Below are 21,017 nucleotides of genomic sequence, written 5' to 3'. Positions count from 1 at the left end.
ATCCCCAAACGGATCACGGCTTTTGTAGCGCATGCCACAGGCCAGACAGGCAACCTCTCCCGTAATTCGGACATAAGGGAGCCCCGGTGACGCTTCCGTCACCGGGGCTCCACGCGCGCGTAGGCCGAGTGTTCGCCTCTGGGCGGCTCTACTCGGCGGACACGACGGTGACTTGGCCGATGCCGAGGGCCTCCACCGGCTCCTTGATCTGCGCCGCGTCGCCCACGAGCACCGTCACCAGACGGTCCACCGGGAAGGCGCGTACGGCAGCCGCGGTGGCCTCGACGGTGCCGGTCGCGGCGAGTTCCCGGTACAGCGTGGCCTGGTAGTCGTCCGGCAGGTACTGCTCCACCTGGTCGGCCAGTGTGCTGGCGACGGCCGCGGCGGTCTCGTACTTCAGCGGCGCCACACCGACCAGGTTCTGTACGGCGACATCGCGCTCGGCGTCGGTGAGCCCGTCGGCGGCGAGCGTCCGCAGCACCGTCCACAGGTCCTGGAGGGCGGGGCCGGTGTTCGGGGTGTCGACGGAGCCGCTGATGGCGAGCATCCCGGCGCCCGAGCCGTCCGGGGCGGACCTGAGGACCTGCCCGAACGCCCGCACTCCGTAGGTGTAGCCCTTCTCCTCGCGCAGGACACGGTCCAGCCGGGAGGTGAGGGTGCCGCCGAGGCAGTAGGTGCCGAGCACCTGGGCGGGCCACACGCGGTCGTGGCGGTCGACACCGACACGGCCGATGAGCAGCTGCGTCTGGACGGCGCCGGGGCGGTCCACGATGACGACGCGACCGGTGTCGTCGGCGGTCACCGGCGGCACCGGGCGCGGCTGCGCGGGTGAGCCGGTCCAGGCGCCGATCGTCTCGCCGAGCAGCGCGTCCAGGTCGATGCCGGTGAGGTCGCCGACGACCACGGCGGTGGCCGTGGCGGGACGCACATGCTTCTCGTAGAAGGTGCGTACGGCCGCGGAGTCGATGTTCTCGACCGTGTCCTCGGTGCCCTGGCGCGGACGCGACATGCGTGAGCCGGCCGGGAAGAGCTCCTTGGACAGCTCCTTGGCGGCCCGGCGGGAGGGGTTGGCCAGCTCGTGCGGGATCTCGTCGAGGCGGTTGCGGACGAGCCGTTCGACCTCGCTGTCGGCGAAGGCGGGCGCCCTGAGGGCGTCGGCGAGCAGGCCGAGCGCCTTGGACAGCCGTGAGACCGGGACCTCCAGGCTGAGCCGGACGCCGGGGTGGTCGGCGTGCGAGTCGAGGGTGGCTCCGCAGCGCTCCAGCTCGGCGGCGAACTCCTCGGCGGAGTACTTGTCGGTGCCCTCGGAGAAGGCCCGCGCCATGATCGTGGCGACACCGTCGAGTCCGGCCGGTTCGGCCTCCAGCGGCGCGTCGAGGAGCACCTCCACGGCGACGACCTGCTGGCCGGGGCGGTGGCAGCGCAGGACCGTGACGCCGTTGTCGAGGGTCCCGCGCGTGGGGGCCGGGAACGCCCACGGCCTGGCCTCGCCGGCCCGGGGCTCGGGGTGGAATTCCATAGCGGCGAGCTCGGTCACTTGGCCGCCTCCTCGTTCTCGTCGGTGGCTTCCACGGTCGCCGCGGACTCCAGGTCTTCGGTGGGTTCCTCGACGGTCTCCGTGGGGACGGTCGGCTCGTAGACGAGCACCGCGCGGTTGTCGGGCCGCAGGCGGGCCTTGGCGACCTCCTGGACCTCCTCGGCGGTCACCTCGAGCACCCGCCCGACGGCGGTGAGGGCGAGCTGCGGGTCGCCGAACAGGACGGCGTACCGGCACAGTTCGTCGGCGCGGCCCGCGACCGTGCCGAGCCGGTCCAGCCACTCGCGCTCCAACTGGGCCTGGGCGCGCTCCATTTCCTCGGCCGTGGGGCCCTCCGCGGCGAACCGGGCGAGCTCCTCGTCGATGGCGGCCTCGATGACCGGCACCTCGACGTCACCGGACGTCTTCACGTCCAGCCACCCCAGGGAGGGCGCGCCGGCCAGCCGCAGCAGGCCGAATCCGGCGGCGACGGCCGTACGGTCGCGTCGTACGAGCCGGTTGTACAGGCGGGAGGACTCACCGCCGCCGAGGACGGTGAGCGCCAGGTCGGCCGCGTCGCACGCGCGCGTGCCGTCATGCGGCAGCCGGTAGGCGGCCATCAACGCGCGCGCGGGGACCTCTTCCTCGACGATCTCCCGCAGTTGCTCGCCGATGATCTCGGGCAGTTGGCCGTCGCGCGGGGCGGGCTTGCCGTCGTGCGCGGGGATGGAGCCGAAGTACTTCTCGATCCAGGCGAGCGTCTGCTCGGGGTCGATGTCGCCGACCACGGAGAGCACCGCGTTGTTGGGCGCGTAGTACGTCCGGAAGAACGCGCGGGCGTCCTCCAGGGTCGCCGCGTCCAGGTCGGCCATCGAGCCGATGGGGGTGTGGTGGTAGGGGTGGCCCTCCGGGTAGGCGAGAGCCGTCAGCTTCTCAAAAGCCGTGCCATAGGGGACGTTGTCGTAGCGCTGCCGGCGCTCGTTCTTCACGACGTCGCGCTGGTTCTCCATGGACTCGTCGTCGAGGGCGGCGAGCAGGGAGCCCATGCGGTCGGCCTCCAGCCAGAGGGCGAGCTCCAGCTGGTGGGTGGGCATGGTCTCGAAGTAGTTGGTGCGCTCGAAGCTGGTGGTGCCGTTCAGCGAGCCGCCGGCGCCCTGCACCTTCTCGAAGTGGCCGTTGCCCTTCACCTGGCCCGAGCCCTGGAACATCAGATGCTCGAAAAGGTGAGCCAGGCCGGTACGGCCCTTGACTTCGTGGCGCGAGCCGACGTCGTACCAGAGGCACACCGCCGCAACCGGGGTCAGGTGGTCCTCGGAGAGCACCACGCGCAGGCCGTTGGCCAGGCGGTGCTCGGTCGCTGTCAGGCCCCCGGTGCCTGCCTGGTCTGTGGCCGTGTGACCCATGGGCATGTACGTCCCTTCGATCGCGGAAACACTCGTCGTAACTGCGGAAATCCCGCCGGTCCTGCCACTGTATGCAAGCGTGCGAAGGGTCGGCGAAGTTCCCGCCCGACGTACGCCCAGAGCGAGATCGCGTAGCCTGCGGGCGTGCTGTCCCGCCTGAGGCGGGCGGCACCTGTGAACGCCGGGCGGGACGGCCGACGCCGGGTCCTGGTCCGCGTTGTCAGTGCCGCGGTCCACAATGGTCCGCGTCAGATTCATTCAACGCTTCAGCAAGAGCGCGCCCGTGGGCGAGCGACCAGTAGACAGAGGAGCCAGGCAGCGATGGCCCGCCGCAGCACGAAGACCCCGCCGCCCGACGACTCGTACGAGGAGCGGATCCTCGACATCGACGTCGTGGACGAAATGCAGGGCTCCTTCCTCGAGTACGCGTACTCGGTCATCTACTCCCGAGCCCTGCCGGACGCCCGCGACGGCCTCAAGCCGGTGCACCGCCGCATCGTCTACCAGATGAACGAGATGGGCGTGCGCCCCGACCGCGGCTATGTGAAGTGCGCCCGCGTCGTCGGCGAGGTCATGGGTAAGTTGCACCCGCACGGCGACGCGTCGATCTACGACGCCCTGGTGCGCATGGCCCAGCCCTTCTCGATGCGAGTCCCCCTGGTCGACGGGCACGGCAACTTCGGCTCGCTGGGCAATGACGACCCGCCCGCCGCCATGCGGTACACCGAGTGCCGGATGGCCGAGGCCACGGGTCTGATGACGGAGTCGATCGACGAGGACACCGTCGACTTCACCCCGAACTACGACGGCCAGGAGCAGGAGCCGGTGGCCCTGCCCGCCGCCTTCCCGAACCTCCTGGTCAACGGCGCCTCGGGCATCGCGGTCGGCATGGCCACGAACATGCCGCCGCACAATCTGCGCGAGGTGATCGCGGCCGCCCGCCATCTGATCCGGCACCCGGGCGCCGATCTCGACGCCCTGATGAAGCACGTCCCCGGCCCCGACCTGCCCACCGGCGGCCGGATCGTCGGCCTGTCCGGCATCCGGGACGCCTACGAGACGGGCCGCGGCACCTTCAAGATCCGCGCGACGGTCTCCGTGGAGACCGTGACCGCGCGTCGCAAGGGCATCGTCATCACCGAGCTGCCCTTCACGGTCGGCCCGGAAAAGGTGATCGCCAAGATCAAGGATCTGGTCGGCTCGAAGAAGCTGCAAGGCATCGCCGACGTCAAGGACCTCACCGACCGTGCGCACGGCCTGCGCCTGGTCATCGAGATCAAGAACGGCTTCGTGCCGGAAGCCGTCCTGGAGCAGCTCTACAAGCTGACGCCGATGGAGGAGTCCTTCGGCATCAACAACGTGGCGCTGGTCGACGGCCAGCCGCTCACGCTGGGCCTCAAGGAGCTGCTGGAGGTCTATCTCGACCACCGCTTCAACGTCGTGCGGCGCCGCAGCGAGTTCCGCCGGGGCAAGCGCCGCGACCGGCTGCACCTGGTCGAGGGCCTGCTCACCGCCCTGGTGGACATCGACGAGGTCATCCGCCTCATCCGCTCCAGCGACAACTCCGCGCAGGCCAAGCAGCGCCTGATGGAGCGCTTCTCGCTGAGCGAGATCCAGACGCAGTACATCCTGGACACGCCGCTGCGCCGCCTCACCAAGTACGACCGGATCGAGCTGGAGTCCGAGAAGGACCGCCTGAAGGCGGAGATCGAGGAGCTGACCCGGATCCTGGAGTCGGACGCGGAGCTGCGCAAGCTGGTCTCCGCCGAACTGGCCGCGGTGTCCAAGAAGTTCGGCACCGACCGGCGTACGGTCCTGATGGAGTCGGCGGGCGCCCAGGTCGCCGCCGTTCCGCTCCAGGTGGCGGACGACCCGTGCCGGGTGCTGCTGTCCTCGACGGGGCTGCTGGCCCGTACGGCCAATGGCGACCCGTTCGCGGAGGACGCCGACGCGCGCCGGACGAAGCACGACGTGATCGTCTCGGCGGTACCGGCCACGGCCCGCGGTGAGATCGGCGCGGTCACCTCGTCCGGCCGTCTGCTCCGGATCAACGTCGTCGACCTGCCACAGCTCCCGGACACGGCGGCGACGCCGAACCTCGCGGGCGGCGCCCCGCTGGCCGAGTTCGTGTCCCTGGAGGACGGCGAGACGGTGATCTGCCTGGCCACGCTCGACGAGTCGTCCCCGGGTCTGGCGCTCGGCACCGCGCAGGGCGTGGTCAAGCGTGTGGTCCCCGACTACCCGTCCAACAAGGAGGAGTTGGAGGTCATCACGCTCAAGGAGGGTGACCGGATCGTCGGCGCGGTCGAGCTGCGCACCGGCGAGGAGGACCTGGTCTTCATCACGGACGACGCCCAACTGCTGCGCTACCAGGCCTCGCAGGTCCGCCCGCAGGGCCGTGCCGCGGGCGGTATGGCGGGCATCAAGCTGACCGAGGGCGCCAAGGTCATCTCGTTCACGGCGGTCGACCCGGCGGTCGACGCGGTGGTCTTCACCGTCGCCGGCTCGCGCGGCACGCTGGACGACTCCGTGCAGACGACGGCCAAGCTGACTCCGTTCGACCAGTACCCGCGCAAGGGCCGCGCCACCGGCGGGGTGCGCTGCCAGCGCTTCCTCAAGGGCGAGGACTGTCTCTCCCTGGCCTGGGCGGGCCCGGTCCCGGCGCGGGCCGCGCAGAAGAACGGCACACCGGCCGACCTCCCGGAGATCGACCCGCGCCGCGACGGCTCGGGCGTGTCCCTGGGGAAGACGGTGTCGGTGGTGGCGGGGCCGGTCTAGAGACCGGGCTCCTCAAGGTCCCCTTCGGGATCCTGTACGTAGCGCAGGACGCCCCACATGCCGTGCTCGTCGGCGTGTGGGGCGTCGTCCTTGCACGCCTCCAGCTCCTTGCCGAGGGCCGGGGCATCGATGCCGGCACCGATGAGTACGAGCTGGGTCACGCGCGCGTCGCCGGAGCCCCAGGGCTCGGGACGGAACCGGAGGAACCGGCCGACGGCATGGACGCCGTACCGGTTGTTCGCGTCGTGGGGGCCGAAGTCGACGTACCCCTTGATCCGGTACAGCCCCTCCGGCCTGCTGTCGAGGAACTCCATCAACCGGCGTGGGTTCAGGGGCACTTCGGAGGTGAAGGACAAGCTGTCGTAGGCCGCGTGCAGATGACCGGCGTGGTCGTGGCCGTCTTCCCCGTGATCGTGGAGGTCGTCGAAGGTGAGCTGGCCGATGCGCTCGCCCGCGGGGCGGCAGTCGAAGAGGAACTCGGGGTCGATACGGCCGTAGGTGGCGGGGACGACGGCGGCGCGGTCGACGAGGGACCGGACGACGTCGAGGACCCTCTCGCCGTCGGGCGCCCGGTCGACCTTGTTGACGACGACGAGGTCGGCGAGGGCGAGATGCCGGTCGATCTCGGGGTGCTTCGCGCGCGTGCCGTCGAACTCGGCGGCGTCGACGACCTCGATCAGACCGCCGTAGACGATCCCCGGATGCTCACTGGCGAGCACCATCCGCACCAGCTCCTGCGGCTCGGCCAGGCCGCTGGCCTCGATGACGACGACGTCGATACCGGCCGAGGGCCGGGCGAGCCGGTCGAGGTAGAGATCGAGTTCACTGACGTCGACGGCGCAGCACAGGCAGCCGTTCCCGAGTGACACGGTGGAGTCGCCGAGCGCGCCCGCCACGGCCATCGCGTCGATCTCGATGGCGCCGAAATCATTGACGATGGCCCCGATACGGCTGCCGCCGCTGCGGTGGAGCAGATGGTTGAGCAGCGTCGTCTTGCCGGAGCCCAGGAACCCGGCGAGCACGACGACCGGGATCTGCGGCCGGCCCGGGCTCGGAACCAATGTGCGACCTCTCTCACGCCAACGCGCACCCCGGCTCGCGGCTCGGCGTGCGTACGAACTCTGAATGCCGCCCCAGGATACGAGCGGAAAGAATCCCCGCGAAGTGAACGATTGTTAGCAGCCCGCGCGGGGCAGACGTTGGGCATGGCGCCGGAGCGTGCGACCCTCGCATCCCTCTGTGCGCCTCCTCTCCGCCTCCCCGCCGATCAGAGCCGCTCGGCACCCTGGAGGCGGCAAGCGCCGCCCATCGCTCGCCGGTCCCCATCAGTCGACCCGCACCCGACGACCGGCGGACGGCCGCCTGATTCGGGGGTTGACATGGCCACACGGAAGTATGGGGTACGCGGACTCGGCTCGGTCGCCGCGGCCGGGCTCGGCGTCGTCGCGGGTGTCCTCGCCTGCAAGGCGGCCGAACGAGGCCGTCTCAACGCGCTGTGCGCACGCGTGGAGCGTCTGGAGGACGAAGCCAGGACCGCACAGAACGCCCGCGCCAACCTGGCCTGGCAACAGCGTCAGCACTGGGAGCTGCTGAGCAAGGCCATCGACGACCCCGAACTCGCCGAGGTGCTCGACCACTACGAGGGAAACCTCACCCCGAAGCAGCGGCGCCAGTACCTCTTCGCCAACGCCATGTACACCAACCTGCTCACCTCATACCGCATCGGCAACCTGAGCAAGGACGAGTTCTTCCAACACGTTCGGGGGATGCTCCAGAACCCGGTCATGAGGGAGTACTGGTACGCCAGCCAGCAGCAGCGCGCCAGCCTGGCCGACACCGAAGAGGCCGGTCTGGGCCTGATCGTCGACGAACTGCTCCACCAACTCGAAGAGGCCGACCCCGAGGAGTGGTGGGTCGTGGGAGACCCGCCCGGCGAGCAATGACGAAGGCGCCCACCTGGCACGAAGCGATCTCGTACCGGGCAGACGCCTTCGGCGATACCGACGACTGCTCAGGCGTCCGGGATATCGGCCTTCGCCTTGACGAGGGTCTCGCGGGTGATCACGACGATGCGCTCATAGTCGGCACGAGCCGCGTCGGCGGGCAACTGCGAGTCCAGCGAGTCGGTGACATCCGTGCCGATAATGGCAAAATTGCCGTCGGCCAATTCAAAGATGTCGGGGCACGTCGCGCCGTTCGTGCTGCCCCGGAGGCGCGGAGATACGCCGAGGCGGCGAATGATCTGACTCACTGTCAATTTCCTCTGTCTCAAGGCACAAGCGTCTGCCATCGCTGCTGCGCGGCGACGGCATTTTTGCAGGCCCGAGCAATCGACACGCCGGGCGGGATACGTCGAAGCCTTGACCAGCGGCACGTCCGAGCCGCGATCGGCTGACGGCACGCACCCGAGTTATCCAACCCCTCAGGCCTTCGCGCGGATACACCTCTTTACGAGTTCGTTATCACTCGCCGGGGTGAATGCAATCGCACACCGCCTGAACATCCCCAAGAGTGACAGACGAAGGCGAAGTCTGCACTTCCTCGCAAAGGAACATATTTCCAATGTCAGGCCGCCGGTACGGCAACCGGCGCTCCCGGACCCACATACCGCGCCACCGGACGGATGATCTTCGAGTCCTCCGCCTGTTCCAGGATGTTGGCGCTCCAGCCCACCGCCCGCGCCGCCGCGAACGTCGGGGTGAACATCTCGCGCGGCAAACCGCAGAGTTCCATGACCACGCCCGCGTAGAACTCGACGTTCGTGTGGAGTGCGCGGCCCGGCTTCAGCTCGGCGAGGATCGCCTCGACCCTCCGCTCGACCTCGACGGCGAAGTCGACGCGCGGGCCGCCGAAGCTCTGGGCGATCTCGCGGAGCATCCGGGAGCGGGGGTCCTCCGTGCGGTAGACGGGGTGCCCGAAGCCCATGATGCGGTCGCCGGCCAGGACGCGCTCGCGGATCCAGGAGTCGATGCGCTCGGGCCTGCCGATGGCGTCCAGGGTGTCGAGTGCCCGGCTGGGAGCCCCGCCGTGCAGCGGGCCGGACAGCGCGCCCACGGCTCCCACGAGGCACGCGGCCACATCCGCTCCGGTTGATGTGATGACGCGTGCCGTAAAGGTTGATGCATTGAAGCCATGATCAATGGTTGAGATCAAGTATTGCTCGATCGCCCGGGTCCGCTGCGGGTCCGGCTCCGAACCCGTCAGCATGTACAGGTAGTTCGCCGCGTACGAGAGGTCCTCGCGCGGCTCCACCGGCTCGAGCCCCTTCCCCAGCCGGTGCAGTGCGGTCAGCAGCGTCGGCACGGCGGCGGCCGCGACGAGGGTGTCCCGGCGGCGCCGGTCCGCGTCGATGTCGTACACCGGCCGGAAGCCCTTGGCCGCGCCCAGCAGTGACAGTGCCGTACGCATACCGGCGAGCGGGCCGGACCGGGCGCTCGCCGCCGCGACGACGGGCAGCGCCACGCGCACCTCGTCGGGCAGTCGGCGCAGGGCGGCGGTCTCGGCGGCGAACGCGGCAGCGCGCTCGGCGTCCGGCAGCCCGCCGAAAACCAGAAGGTGCCAGACATCCTCGAAACTGCGGGTCTGCGCGAGCTCGACGGCCGAGTACTGGCGGTAGTGGTAGAAGCCCTCGAGCCCTCGCACGTCGCCGATCTCGGTGTCGGTCACGACGACACCCGCGAGCCCTCGCGGTACGTCGACAAGAGTGGTTGCGGACCTGTTGACGGACATGATTTCCTCCCTGAACTTGATTTGACTGTCCACTCTTGACTCAATCTCTGTCAATATTGATTGAATCAACCTAGGATCAATGAATCTGCAAGACGGATACGGTGACCTCCATGCCCGATCAAGAACCCGCCCCCAGTCGCTCGGAACGGCGGCTGAGCACCAAGGAGGCCGCCGAGCTTCTGGGTGTGAAGGCCGAGACCGTGTACGCGTACGTGAGCCGCGGTCAGCTCAGCAGCCGCCGCGTGCCGGGCGGCCGGAGCAGCACCTTCGACGCGAAGGAGGTCGAGGCGCTGGCACGGCGCAACAGGCGGGCCGGCGGCGGGAGTCCGACCTCGGGCGGCGAGCTGTCCGTGCGCACCCGCATCACGCTCATCGACACGGACCGGTACTACTACCGGGGCGTCGACGCGGCCGAGCTGGCCGCACGCCACACCTACGAAGAGGTCGCCGAGTGGCTGTGGACGGGGCAGCTGCGCCCCGGCACCGCCTTCACCGCCCCCGAGGCATCCGTCGCCGTCGCCCGCCGCGCCGTCGCCGCGCTGCCCGAACACACCGACCCGACCGACCGGTTGCGGGTTGCCGCGATCGCCGCCGCGACGGCTGATCCGCTGCGCTTCGACCTGTCCGAGGAGGCCGTTCTCGGCACGGCCCGCATCCTCATCCCCACGCTCGTCGCCGCTCTGCCGCCGATGCGACCCGGCCACGGCGACGAGGGCCCGCTGGCCCACCGGCTGTGGGCACGGCTCAGCGATCGGGAGGCCGACGAGGCCTCGCTGCGCGTCCTGGACACCGCACTCGGACTGCTCGTCGACCACGACCTGGCCGCCTCCACACTCGCCGTGCGCGTCGCGGCATCGGCCCGCGCACACGCCTACGCGGCCGTCTCCGCGGGCCTCGGCGTCATCGAGGGCCCCTTGCACGGGGCCGCGAGCGGACTCGTCCACCGCATGCTGCTGGACGTCCTCGACCAGGGCGACGCCGGGCCCGTGATCGCGGACGAACTGCGCTCCGGGCGCCGTATCCCGGGACTCGGCCACCCGCTCTACGCCGGTGAGGACCCTCGCGCGCGTGCCCTGTTCGACCTTCTGGAAGAGATCCCCCGGGCCGCGCCCGCCCTCGCCGCGGCCCGTGACATCGTGGCCACCACCGCCCGGCACACACCGCTGCACGCCAACGTCGACCTGGCACTCGCCGTGCTCACCGCATCCAGCGGCATGCCTGCCACGGCCGGCGAGACGATCTTCGCCGTGGCCCGTACGGCTGGCTGGATCGCCCACGCCCTGGAGGAGTACGGCGAGCGCCCGCTGCGCATGCGCCCGAGCGGGCTCTACGAGGGCCCGAGGCCGCCCCAACCGCTGCCGGGCTAGGACTCGAGCAGGCCGGAAGTCGCTCTGGATCAAGTCAGGTTAGGCTCACCTCTGTGAGTACGTGTGCAAGCGTCTCTCGAGACCTCGACGAGCCCATTTCGGGAACCGCGGCGACCGCGACGACCTGGCTGCTGCTGGAGCAGCCAGGTCCCTGGGGTGTCAAGGCGCTCACTTCGAGCCATCTGGATCCCGCGCTGGGCCGCGCCCTGGAGGCTGCCGCCGAGGGCACGGGCGTACGCATCGCACTCATCCGGCGCCCCGGACGCCACGCCGACCTCGGCACCCCCACCGCGCGTCAGGTGTACGTGGCCCACACCGTGCCCGGCAACGCGTGGCTGCACGGGGCCACCGTCCGCGATCCGTGGCTCCTGCTCGACCTCGACTTCGCCGCGCTCGGCAGAGGCGACCACCGCAGTGTCGGCACGGCGCTCGGCGGGCGGCCCCACGCCGGTGATCCGCTCGCGCTCGTGTGCACCAACGGCAAGCGGGACCGCTGCTGCGCGCTCCTCGGCCGTCCCTTGGCGGCCGCACTCGCCGCCTCCGGGGTCGAAGGGGTCTGGGAAGTCACCCATCTGGGCGGTCACCGCTTCTCGCCGACGCTGCTCGTCCTGCCGTACGGCTACGCCTACGGCAGGGTCGAGGCGCACGCCGTCAAGGAGATCCTGCACGGCGTGCAGGAGGGACGGATCGTCGTGGAGGGGTGCCGGGGCAGCTCGGCCTGGGAACGGCCCGCTCAGGCGGCCGAGCTCGCGGTCCGCACGGCGGCCCACGAATTCACCGCGGACGCGCTGACGGTCGTACGGACGGACGGCTCGGCGCCGCGCTGGGAGGTGACCGTCGCGCACGCGGACGGGCGCCACTGGCGCGTGGTCGTCGCCCAGGGTGCGTCGCTGCCGCCCCGCCCGGAGAGCTGCGGAGCGTCCGTGCTCGGCTCACCCGCGCGGATGGATGTGGTGGCGGTGCGCGAGCTGACACCGGCGGCGCTCGCGAGCTGACCGCACGACCGACATCAGGGATACCGCAGCACAGCCTGTCCGCAGTCAGTACCCGTCCATGCGTTGATCAAGAGATCCACGCCACACCCCTACGGCTGCTCCAGCACGTCCGCGTAACGTCTTGGGTATGAGCCCCACTCCCCCCGCACGCCGTCTGCGGCTCGGTCTGCCGCGCCGGGTGTTCTCGCAGGTGCTGCTGATGCAAGTGGCGATCGCCGCGGGCGTCGCGGTGCTCGCGACCGGGCTGTTCCTCGCGCCGCTCAGCGACCAGCTGGACGACCAGGCGATGCGCCGAGCGCTCTCGATCGCCCAGACCGCGGCGGCCCAGCCGCAGCTCGCGGAGCAGGTCGAGAACACTCCGCCGACGGCCGGCGGGCCGGTTCAGCGGGAGGCGGAGAAGATCCGCAAGGCCACCAAGGCCGAGTACGTCGTGATCATGGACACACGCGGGGTGCGCTGGTCGCACACCGAGCCCGCGCAGATCGGCAAGCATGTCTCCACCGACCCCAGCGAGGCGCTCGCCGGTCAGGAGGTCATGGAGATCGACGAGGGCACGCTGGGCCGCTCCGCCCGCGGCAAGGTGCCGCTGCGGGACAGCGACGGGGAGATCGTCGGGGCGGTCTCGGTGGGCATCGCGTACGACAGTGTCCGGGCTCTGCTGATCCACGCGATCCCGGAGCTGCTGGCCTACGCGGGTGGAGCCCTGGCCGTCGGCGCGCTGGCCGCCTGGCTCATCTCCAGGCGGGTCCAGCGGCAGACCCGGGACCTGGCCTTCTCCGACATCTCGGGGCTGCTCGCGGAGCGTGAGGCCATGCTGCACGGCATCCGGGAGGGTGTCGTCGCCCTGGACCGCGCGGGCCGCGTCCGGCTCCTCAACGACGAGGCACAGCGCCTGCTCGGCATCGGCGACGAGGCGGTGGGCCGCTCCCCGGACGAGGCGCTCGGCGAGGGACGTACCGCCGATGTCCTGTCCGGGCGGGTGACGGGCACCGATCTGCTCACGGTGCGCGGCCAGCGTGTTCTGATCGCCAACCGGATGCCCACCGACGACGGCGGCGCCGTCGCCACTCTGCGCGACCGCACCGAGCTGGAGCAGTTGGGCCGGGAACTCGACTCGACGCGCGGCCTGATCGACGCCCTGCGCGCCCAGGACCACGAGCACGCCAACCGCATGCACACGCTCCTGGGCCTGCTCGAGCTGGAGATGTACGACGACGCCGTGGAGTTCGTGGGAGAGGTGGTCGGCGACCACCGGGCGACGGCGGAACAGGTCACGGAGAAGATCGAGGACCCCCTGCTCGCCGCGCTGCTGGTCGGCAAGGCGACCGTCGCCGCGGAGCGCGGAGTCGCTCTGAACGTCTCGGACCGGACGCGGCTGCCGGACCGGCTGGTCGATCCCCGCGGGTTGGTCACGGTCGTCGGCAACCTCGTCGACAACGCTCTCGACGCCGTCGCGGGCACGATGCACGCGCGCGTGGAGGTCGAACTGCGCGCCGAGGGACGGACCGTCGTCCTCAGGGTGCGCGACACGGGGCCCGGGATCCCGGCGGAGCAGCGGGAGTTGGTCTTCACCGAGGGGTGGTCCACCAAGCAGCCGCCTGCGCACGGCAAGCGCGGGATCGGGCTCTCCCTGGTGCGCAGGCTGGCCGAGCGGCAGGGGGGAAGCGCGGCTGTGGGCGAGGCGCACGGCGGGGGCGCGGAGTTCACCGTCGTCCTGCCCGAGGCAGTGACGGAGCCGGATCTGGAACCGGCCCTCACGGCCTCGTCGGCACCGGCGAGCGCCGCCAAGGAGGAGTCGCGATGATCGAGGTCCTGGTCGTGGACGACGACACCCGGGTCGCCCGGGTGAACGCCGCCTACGTCGAGAAGGTGCCGGGCTTCCATGTGGCCGGCGAGGCGCACAGCGCGGAGGAGGCGCTGCGCCAGGTGGAGTCGCTGCCTCGGCTGGACCTCGTCCTCATGGACCACTATCTGCCCGACGAGACGGGTCTTGCGGTCGTCCAGGAGATGCGCCGCCGTGGCCACCAGACCGACGTGATCATGGTGACGGCGGCGCGGGACATCACGACCGTACAGGCAGCGATGCGACAGGGCGCGCTGCAGTACCTGGTCAAGCCGTTCGCCTTCGCGGGGCTGCGGGCCAAGCTGGAGGCCTATGCGGAGCTGCGCCGCACCCTCGACGGCGGTGGCGAGGCGGAGCAGGCCGAGGTTGACCGTATCTTCGGCGCGCTCTCGGCACCGTCGGAGCCCGACCTGCCCAAAGGCCACTCCCCCACCACCGTGGAGCTGGTCCGTCAGTGCCTGATGAACGCCGACGGACCGCTGTCGGCCCAGGAGATCGCCGAGCGGACCGGGGTGAGCCGCCAGACCGCCCAGCGCTATCTGAAGCTCCTGGAACGCACCGGACGGGCCCGTCTCACCCTCAAGTACGGCGACGCGGGCCGCCCGGAACACCGTTACGTGTGGGCGACCCGCGCCTGAGGACACGGCCCGGGTGGGGGCGGGGGGAAGGGACCGTGCCCCCTCTTCATACGGATGCCGGGCGCTCTCTTCTCCGCCGCCCCGCCTACACCGCCCCCGCCCCGGTCAGCGACCGCACTTCGGTCTCCGCGTGTTTGGCGTCGTCGGGTTCCTCCGCCGAAGTGACCGTGCCGAGCCAGCCGGCGACGAAGCCCAGCGGAATGGACACCAGGCCGGGGTTCTGCAGCGGGAAGTACTGGAAGTCCACGCCGGGGAACAGCGATTCGGGGCTGCCCGACACCACCGGCGACAGCACCACGAGGACCACGGCTGGGATCAGCCCGCCGTATACGGCCCACACCGCGCCGCGTGTGGTGAAGCCGCGCCAGAACAGCGAGTAGAGCAGCACCGGCAGATTGGCCGAGGCGGCGACGGCGAAGGCCAGCCCCACCAGGAAGGCGACGTTGAGGTCACGGGCCAGCAGACCGAGGGCGATGGCGACCACGCCGATACCGACCGCGGCCGCGCGGGCGACGGCCACCTCGCTGCGCGGCTTGGCGTGCCGGCGTGGTAGGGACGCGTAGAGGTCATGGGCCACGGACGCCGAGGACGCGAGCGTGATGCCGGCGACCACCGCGAGGATCGTGGCGAAGGCGACAGCGGCCACGATCGCGAACAGAACCGTTCCGCCAGTGGAATCGGCGCCGCCTCCGAGATCGAGCGCGAGCAGGGGAACCGCCGTGTTTCCGGCCCCGTTCGATCCCCGTACGGCATCCGGGCCGACGATCGCTGCCGCGCCGAAGCCCAGCACGATGGTCATCAGGTAGAAACCGCCGATGAGCCCGATCGCCCAGACCACCGAGCGTCGTGCGGCCCGCGCGGTCGGCACGGTGTAGAAGCGGGACAGGATGTGCGGCAGCCCGGCCGTGCCCAGCACCAGGGCGAGTCCGAGGCTGATGAAGTCGAAGCGGGCGGTCCAGTCGCCGCCGTACTTCAACCCGGGCGCCAGGAACGATTCGCCATGACCGCTGCGCTCCGCCGCCGTCAGCAGCAGTTGGTCGAAGTCACCATGGAAGCGCACCAGCACGAGCACGGTCAGCGCCACCGTGCCGCTGAGCAGCAGAGCCGCCTTGACGATCTGAATCCATGTGGTGGCCCGCATCCCTCCCAGCGACACATAGATCACCATCAGCGCGCCGACACCGACGACCGTCCAGGCCCGTGCCGCCTCGCCCTTACCTCCCAGCAGCAGCGCGACCAGGCTGCCCGCACCGACCATCTGCGCCACCAGATACAGAACGGACACGGTGACCGAGGAAGTTCCCGCCGCGATCCGCACCGGCCTCTCACGCATCCGCGCCGCGACCACATCGGCGAGCGTGAACCTCCCGCAGTTGCGCACCAGTTCCGCGACCAGGAACAGCACCACGAGCCAGGCCACGAGGAAGCCCACCGCGTACAGCATCCCGTCGTAGCCGTACAGGGCGATGAGCCCGGAGATGCCGAGGAAGGAAGCCGCCGACATGTAGTCGCCCGCGATGGCAAAACCATTCTCCACCGGAGTGAACAGCCGCCCGCCCGCGTAGAACTCCTCCACCGAACCCTGCCGGTTGCGGCTGACCCAGGTCGTGATGCCCAGGGTGACGGCCACGAAGGCGCTGAACAGGAGCAGCGCCAGAGTCTGATGGTTGTCCGTCACGAAGCACCGCCTCGGACCCCACGCGTCAGTTCCTGGGTGTCCCACCGCAGTTCGAGCGCGGCCCGGTCCCTGCGCAACCGAGCATGCCGGGCATAGGCCCAGGTGAGCAGAAACGTGGTGAGGAACTGCCCCAGCCCCGCAAGCATCGCCACATTCACGGCACCCGCCACGGGTCGGCCCATCAGCCCTGGAGCAGTCGTGGCCGTCACGACGTATCCCACGTACCAGGCGAAGAATCCTGCAACCGCCGGCATCACGAACCGCCGGTAGCGACTGCGCACTTCCCGGAAGGCCGCGCTGCGTTGCACCTCGAGGTACACATCGGCCGCAGCCCTCTGCTCAGGCTCCTCACGCGCGGGCGCAACGACCGGATCCGGCCCTCCGGCATCGCCCGACTCACCCCAGCCCGAGGCGAGCGCGTCGTACCAGGGATCGTCGTACCGCACGCTTCCGGGCTTCTCTGCGGGAGGTGGGCCATAGGCGCCGTTCTGCCCGGCCGTACTCTCGGGTCCGCCCCTGCCTACCCCGGAGCGACCGTTGCTTGAGTGCATGCCCAAGGATGGACAGAACGGGAAGATCCCCGACTCTTCTCCCCGCGCTCTTCACCCCATCAGGTGACTCACCCCGCCGGCGGCCGCGCCAGCCCTTTCGCGAACGCGTAACGCACCGCCTGAGCTCGGTCCTTGATCCTCGCCTTGGTGAAGATGTTGTTGACGTGGGTCTTGATCGTGGCTGTGGAGACATGGAGCTTCTTGGCGATCTCAGGGTTGCTGAGCCCTTCGGCGATCAGCTCCAGCACCTCGGTCTCCCGCGGGGTGAGCCCGTCGGGCGGCACCGCCGGCGCCGCTGGGTGTTCCGGTTCCGACAGCCGCTCCAGCAACCGTCGTTGGATGCTGGGCGAGAGTCCCGCGTCCCCGGACAGCACGCTGTGCACCGCCCGGACGATTTCGTCACCTCCCGCGTCCTTGGTGAGATACCCGCGTGCTCCCGCTCTCAGCGCCGGGAAGAGAGACTCGTCGTCCGCGTAGGTGGTGAGCACCACGACCTGTGTCCCGGGATGCTCACTCCGGATCCGTCGGGTCGCCTCCACTCCGTCGCAGCGGGGCATGCGCAGGTCCATCAGGACCACGTCCGGGGCGAGTTCGGCGACGAGCTTCACCGCCTCGTCCTCTCCGTCACACATGTTCCTTCCACGCGGGCCAGGACACGGTGTCACCGTACGCCGGACTCTGCTCGGGGGTCGGGTGCAGGGATCGAGCGCGCCAGGTGAGGATCTCTCCACGGACGAGCAACGTGATCGCCAGAGCGAGGAGCAGGGCGGACGTGTCCTGCTTCACGCCCAACCCCGTGCCGAGGGCGAAGAGCGCGATGCGCAGGGCTATGCCGGCGACCCAGACGACCACGCTCGCTCTGGTGCCTTTGCTCCATACCGTGCCGTCCGGCTCCGCCCATATGCGGGTGGTCCACGCCCACGCGGCTCCCGTGGCGAGGCCGATGAGGAGTTCGGCGCCGAGCAAGAACACTGACTCGGTGCGGTGATGGGCGTCGATGATGGTGGGCTCGCGCAACGCGACGACGGTCAGGACCGCGGGGGTCAGCCACCAGCGCTTTCCCGTGCCGATCCGGCTTGCGCGGAACTGGCGCACGATCACCAGAGCGACCACGGCCGCGATCAACAACGCGTCGACGAGACCGGTCATCGGTGCCTCCGTGAGCGAAGAAGGGCGGTGCCGACAGCGAGCGCTGCCGACGCCTTCGACGCTACGGAAATTCGCTGGTCAGGAGATCGGAGCCAGGGTGGATCATGGGTGGATCCGGCACCGCTGCCGTCTCCGCCCACGGGTGGAGACGGCGGACTCCGTCTCCGGTCGCCGGTGCTGTGGGCGGGGCGACGCCTTGCTCGGCAGCGGGCCGACAGAACTGCGGGCAGGGCGAGGCCTTGCCCGACAGCCGGCCGACAGAACTGCTCGCAGAGCGCCTCTGCCCGACAGCGGGTCGGCGGCCGGGCATCCGCACGGCAGCGCGGCCGGTGACCGGCACGCACAACGCCCGTGCCGGCAGCCACGGCACCTGCCTCCACCCAACAGTGCCGCGACTCTCACCCGACGGCCCGCCACCGACACCGCTTTTCCGGCACCGGACCGCCACCGTTTCCATGCCCGGCCGAGCGCAGCAGCTACGCGTCGATGCGGGACCGGTCCAGCGTCGCCGCCGAGCTGGAGATGAACTCCTTGCGCGGTGCGACGTCGTTGCCCATCAGCAGATCGAAGACCTGCTCGGCGGACTCCAGATCGCCGAGGTTGATCCGGCGCAGTGTGCGGTGACGCGGGTCCATGGTCGTCTCGGCCAGCTGGTCGGCGTCCATCTCGCCGAGACCCTTGTACCGCTGGATGGAGTCCTTGTACCGGACGCCCTTGCTCTCGAACTCCATGAGCTTGTCGCGCAGTTCGCGGTCCGAGTACGTGTAGACGTACTTGTCCTGGCCCTTCTTGGGCTGGATGAGCTCGACACGGTGCAGCGGAGGGACGGCCGCGAAGACCCGGCCGGCCTCGACCATCGGCCTCATGTAGCGGTGGAACAGGGTCAGCAGCAGCGTCCGGATGTGGGAGCCGTCCACATCGGCGTCGGTCATCATGATGATCTTGCCGTAGCGAGCCGCGTCGATGTCGAAGGTCCGGCCCGACCCCGCTCCTATGACCTGGATGATCGCGCCGCACTCGGCGTTCTTGAGCATGTCGGTCACGGACGACTTCTGAACGTTGAGGATCTTGCCGCGAATCGGCAGCAGCGCCTGGAACTCGGAGTTCCGGGCGAGCTTGGCGGTGCCGAGCGCGGAGTCTCCCTCGACGATGAACAGCTCGCTGCGGTCGACGTCATCACTGCGGCAGTCGGCGAGCTTGGCGGGCAGCGACGAGGACTCAAGGGCCGTCTTCCGGCGCTGCGCGTCCTTGTGCTGGCGGGCGGCGATCCGGGTACGGGCGGCGGCGACGGCCTTCTCCAGGACCACCCGCGCCTGTGCAGCGTCGTCCCTCTTCGTGGAGGTGAGGAACGCCTTGAGCTCCTTGGTGATCACGGTGTTCACGATCCGACGGGCCGCCGAGGTGCCGAGGACTTCCTTGGTCTGCCCCTCGAACTGCGGCTCGGCCAGCCGCACGGTGACGACCGCGGTGAGGCCCTCCAGGGCGTCGTCCTTGACGATGTCGTCCTCGGCCACGCGCAGCAGCTTCTTGCCGCGCAGCACCTCGTTCAGCGTCTTGGTGACCGCCTGCTCGTAGCCCGCGACGTGGGTGCCGCCCTTGGGCGTGGCGATGATGTTGACGAACGATCTCAGGGTGGTGTCGTAACCGGTGCCCCAACGCATCGCAACGTCGACGCCGAGCTCGCGGGTGACCTCGGTGGGTGTCATCTGGCCGTGGTCGTCCAGGACCGGAACCGTCTCCTTGAAGGTGCCCTGCCCTGAGAAGCGGAGGACGTCGCAGACCGGCTTGTCGGTGGCGAGGTACTCGCAGAACTCGCTGATGCCCCCGTCGAAGCGGAAGGACTCCTCGCCCTTGCTGCCGTCTTCGCCGAGGCCGAACTCGTCACGCACGACGATGGTCAGGCCGGGCACCAGGAAAGCCGTCTGGCGTGCCCGCTGGTGCAGGTTCTCCAGGGAGAGCTTGGCGTCCTTGAGGAAGATCTGGCGGTCGGCCCAGTACCGCACGCGGGTGCCGGTGCGGGTCTTGGGGATCTTCTTGGCCTTGCGCAGGCCGCTCTTGGCCTCGAACTTGGCGTCGGGGCCGTCCGCGGCGAAGGCTCCCGGGGCACCGCGCCGGAAACTGATGGCGTGCGTGTGGCCACTGCGGTCCACCTCGACGTCGAGCCGGGCGGACAGGGCGTTCACCACGGAGGCGCCGACGCCGTGCAGACCGCCGGAGGCGGCGTACGAGCCACCGCCGAACTTGCCGCCGGCGTGCAGCTTGGTCATGACGACCTCGATACCGGAGAGGCCGGTCTTGGGCTCGACATCGACCGGGATGCCTCGGCCGTTGTCCCGGACCTCGACAGATCCGTCGTCATGGAGGATCACCTCGATGTGGTCGCAGTAGCCCCCGAGGGCCTCGTCCACGGAGTTGTCGATGATCTCCCACAGGCAGTGCATCAGGCCACGGCTGTCGGTCGACCCGATGTACATACCCGGGCGCTTCCGCACGGCCTCGAGCCCCTCGAGGACGAGCAGGTGCCGCGCGGTGTAGTTGGAACCGTCCCGGTCTGCTCCTGCCAGCAGCGCTGTGGACGGCACGGACGTCTCGGCGGTCACGCGGTTCGCTCCTCGCTGAATTTCAGGTGGGGCCCTTCTGGGTAAGGGCGCGGCTTCGGTTGCCGCTCAGAGGGTACCGAGGCCTGGTAGAGCCGATGTAACGCCACCCTCGTCATGAACTCACACTAGCCCAGGGTCGCATAGGTGTTCGATCCCTCGATGGAGTGAAGCACACATCACGTTCCCTTCCAGGCATGAACCATTTAGGCTCCGGGCACGTCCTCATGAACAACCGGCAACCCAGCCGGGAGGACCGACATTGACCGACAGCGCGAAACCGTAAGACACATAGACACGCAATACGGCACATTCGCCGCCAACCGGCAGCAGTCAGCCGCCCGCGAAGATTTTTTTCGAGGGAAAGCCACGAGCGGGAACGTTTTCGGGCTGGTTGGATGTTGACCCTGGTACGACAGCTCGTCGAGCTAGAGAAGAGGCGACGTGACTACTGTTCTGACCCCCGCGAGCCCGCTGACGGCCGCCGATCGCTGCGACCGCTGCGGCGCCCAGGCATACCTGCGCGTCGTCCTGCTGAGCGGCGGAGAACTGCTCTTCTGCGCCCACCACGGTCGCAAGTTCGAGCCGGAACTCAAGAAGATCGCCGCTGAGATACAGGACGAGACGGAGCGACTGACGGCCGCTCCGGCAGCATCCGCCTCCGAAGAAGAGCGCTGACACCTCGCGTCCACGACGAGCCAGCACCGGCACAGGCCGGCCCGCGGGCGGCACCCCCTGAGACGGGGGCGCCGCCCGCGCTCGTACCCGGAGAC

The 21,017-nt window shown here is 69.8% G+C and carries 17 protein-coding genes; 7 read left to right on the top strand and 10 right to left on the bottom strand.

The genetic code is table 11. From position 1 onward, the window contains the following. Positions 1 to 148 precede the first annotated feature (148 nt). A complete protein-coding gene (locus ACTWQO_RS22365) occupies positions 149 to 1,537 on the bottom strand; it encodes a M16 family metallopeptidase (RefSeq protein WP_443239106.1) in 1,389 nt (462 codons plus the stop codon). After that, positions 1,534 to 2,919, bottom strand: a complete 1,386-nt coding sequence (locus ACTWQO_RS22360) for a M16 family metallopeptidase (RefSeq protein WP_443239134.1) — start codon at positions 2,917 to 2,919, stop codon at positions 1,534 to 1,536. The genes ACTWQO_RS22365 and ACTWQO_RS22360 overlap by 4 nt, the downstream gene beginning before the upstream one ends. Positions 2,920 to 3,240: 321 nt before the next feature. Between ACTWQO_RS22360 and ACTWQO_RS22355 the strand changes: the two genes are divergently transcribed. Next, the gene (locus ACTWQO_RS22355) at positions 3,241 to 5,697 is read left to right on the top strand and encodes a DNA gyrase/topoisomerase IV subunit A (RefSeq protein WP_443239105.1); all 2,457 of its coding nucleotides are present in this window, start codon (positions 3,241 to 3,243) and stop codon (positions 5,695 to 5,697) included. Here the strand turns inward: ACTWQO_RS22355 and ACTWQO_RS22350 are convergent. Continuing rightward, a complete protein-coding gene (locus ACTWQO_RS22350) occupies positions 5,694 to 6,758 on the bottom strand; it encodes a CobW family GTP-binding protein (protein ID WP_443239104.1) in 1,065 nt (354 codons plus the stop codon). The genes ACTWQO_RS22355 and ACTWQO_RS22350 overlap by 4 nt on opposite strands. A gap of 318 nt (positions 6,759 to 7,076) precedes the next feature. Here ACTWQO_RS22350 and ACTWQO_RS22345 point away from each other — a divergent pair, with 318 nt between their 5' ends. Further along, the gene (locus tag ACTWQO_RS22345) at positions 7,077 to 7,640 is read left to right on the top strand and encodes a DUF6082 family protein (protein WP_443239103.1); all 564 of its coding nucleotides are present in this window, start codon (positions 7,077 to 7,079) and stop codon (positions 7,638 to 7,640) included. Positions 7,641 to 7,708: 68 nt separating this feature from the next. Here the strand turns inward: ACTWQO_RS22345 and ACTWQO_RS22340 are convergent, their stop codons facing one another. Together ACTWQO_RS22340 and ACTWQO_RS22335 are read right to left on the bottom strand one after the other, a co-directional pair. After that, complete coding sequence (locus ACTWQO_RS22340; RefSeq protein ID WP_443239133.1) at positions 7,709 to 7,987, bottom strand: hypothetical protein; 279 nt, start codon at positions 7,985 to 7,987, stop codon at positions 7,709 to 7,711. 275 nt (positions 7,988 to 8,262) lie between these two features. Then, entirely contained in the window at positions 8,263 to 9,426 is a 1,164-nt protein-coding gene (locus ACTWQO_RS22335; RefSeq protein ID WP_443239102.1) for a citrate synthase/methylcitrate synthase, read from the bottom strand. Positions 9,427 to 9,536: 110 nt separating this feature from the next. Between ACTWQO_RS22335 and ACTWQO_RS22330 the strand changes: the two genes are divergently transcribed. From ACTWQO_RS22330 to ACTWQO_RS22315, 4 genes are all read left to right on the top strand, one after another. Beyond that, the gene (locus ACTWQO_RS22330; RefSeq protein ID WP_443239101.1) at positions 9,537 to 10,793 is read left to right on the top strand and encodes a citrate synthase family protein; all 1,257 of its coding nucleotides are present in this window, start codon (positions 9,537 to 9,539) and stop codon (positions 10,791 to 10,793) included. Positions 10,794 to 10,846: 53 nt separating this feature from the next. Then, positions 10,847 to 11,788: a sucrase ferredoxin gene (locus tag ACTWQO_RS22325; RefSeq protein ID WP_443239100.1), complete on the top strand. Its 942-nt coding sequence runs from the start codon at positions 10,847 to 10,849 to the stop codon at positions 11,786 to 11,788. A gap of 127 nt (positions 11,789 to 11,915) precedes the next feature. Then, positions 11,916 to 13,592 carry a sensor histidine kinase gene (locus tag ACTWQO_RS22320; RefSeq protein WP_443239099.1) on the top strand — a complete coding sequence of 559 codons (1,677 nt, stop codon included), beginning with the start codon at positions 11,916 to 11,918 and terminating at the stop codon, positions 13,590 to 13,592. Continuing rightward, complete coding sequence (locus ACTWQO_RS22315) at positions 13,589 to 14,269, top strand: response regulator (RefSeq protein ID WP_443239098.1); 681 nt, start codon at positions 13,589 to 13,591, stop codon at positions 14,267 to 14,269. The genes ACTWQO_RS22320 and ACTWQO_RS22315 overlap by 4 nt, the downstream gene beginning before the upstream one ends. Positions 14,270 to 14,354: 85 nt before the next feature. Here the strand turns inward: ACTWQO_RS22315 and ACTWQO_RS22310 are convergent, their stop codons facing one another. From ACTWQO_RS22310 to ACTWQO_RS22290, 5 genes are all read right to left on the bottom strand, one after another. After that, positions 14,355 to 15,947 (bottom strand): solute symporter family protein, encoded by a 1,593-nt coding sequence (locus tag ACTWQO_RS22310; protein ID WP_443239097.1) that lies wholly within the window; start codon positions 15,945 to 15,947, stop codon positions 14,355 to 14,357. Beyond that, positions 15,944 to 16,498, bottom strand: coding sequence for a DUF485 domain-containing protein (locus ACTWQO_RS22305; protein ID WP_443239096.1), 555 nt, complete (start codon positions 16,496 to 16,498; stop codon positions 15,944 to 15,946). Before ACTWQO_RS22305 ends, ACTWQO_RS22310 begins: the two co-directional genes overlap by 4 nt. A 68-nt stretch (positions 16,499 to 16,566) precedes the next feature. Beyond that, the gene (locus tag ACTWQO_RS22300; protein WP_443239095.1) at positions 16,567 to 17,130 is read right to left on the bottom strand and encodes a response regulator; all 564 of its coding nucleotides are present in this window, start codon (positions 17,128 to 17,130) and stop codon (positions 16,567 to 16,569) included. Continuing rightward, on the bottom strand, positions 17,123 to 17,647 hold the full coding sequence (locus ACTWQO_RS22295) for a DUF1453 domain-containing protein (protein WP_443239094.1): 525 nt from the start codon (positions 17,645 to 17,647) through the stop codon (positions 17,123 to 17,125). Before ACTWQO_RS22295 ends, ACTWQO_RS22300 begins: the two co-directional genes overlap by 8 nt. A 476-nt stretch (positions 17,648 to 18,123) precedes the next feature. Further along, entirely contained in the window at positions 18,124 to 20,247 is a 2,124-nt protein-coding gene (locus tag ACTWQO_RS22290; RefSeq protein WP_443239093.1) for a DNA gyrase/topoisomerase IV subunit B, read from the bottom strand. A 441-nt stretch (positions 20,248 to 20,688) separates the two neighbouring features. Here ACTWQO_RS22290 and ACTWQO_RS22285 point away from each other — a divergent pair, with 441 nt between their 5' ends. Further along, the gene (locus ACTWQO_RS22285; protein ID WP_443239092.1) at positions 20,689 to 20,922 is read left to right on the top strand and encodes a DUF7455 domain-containing protein; all 234 of its coding nucleotides are present in this window, start codon (positions 20,689 to 20,691) and stop codon (positions 20,920 to 20,922) included. The last annotated feature ends 95 nt before the right edge of the window (positions 20,923 to 21,017 follow it).

It is taken from the genome of Streptomyces sp. 4N124, assembly GCF_052245395.1.
Lineage (GTDB): Bacteria > Actinomycetota > Actinomycetes > Streptomycetales > Streptomycetaceae > Streptomyces.
The sequence above is the reverse complement of the archived record's forward strand: the minus strand, read 5'-3'. Positions and strand labels throughout refer to the sequence as shown.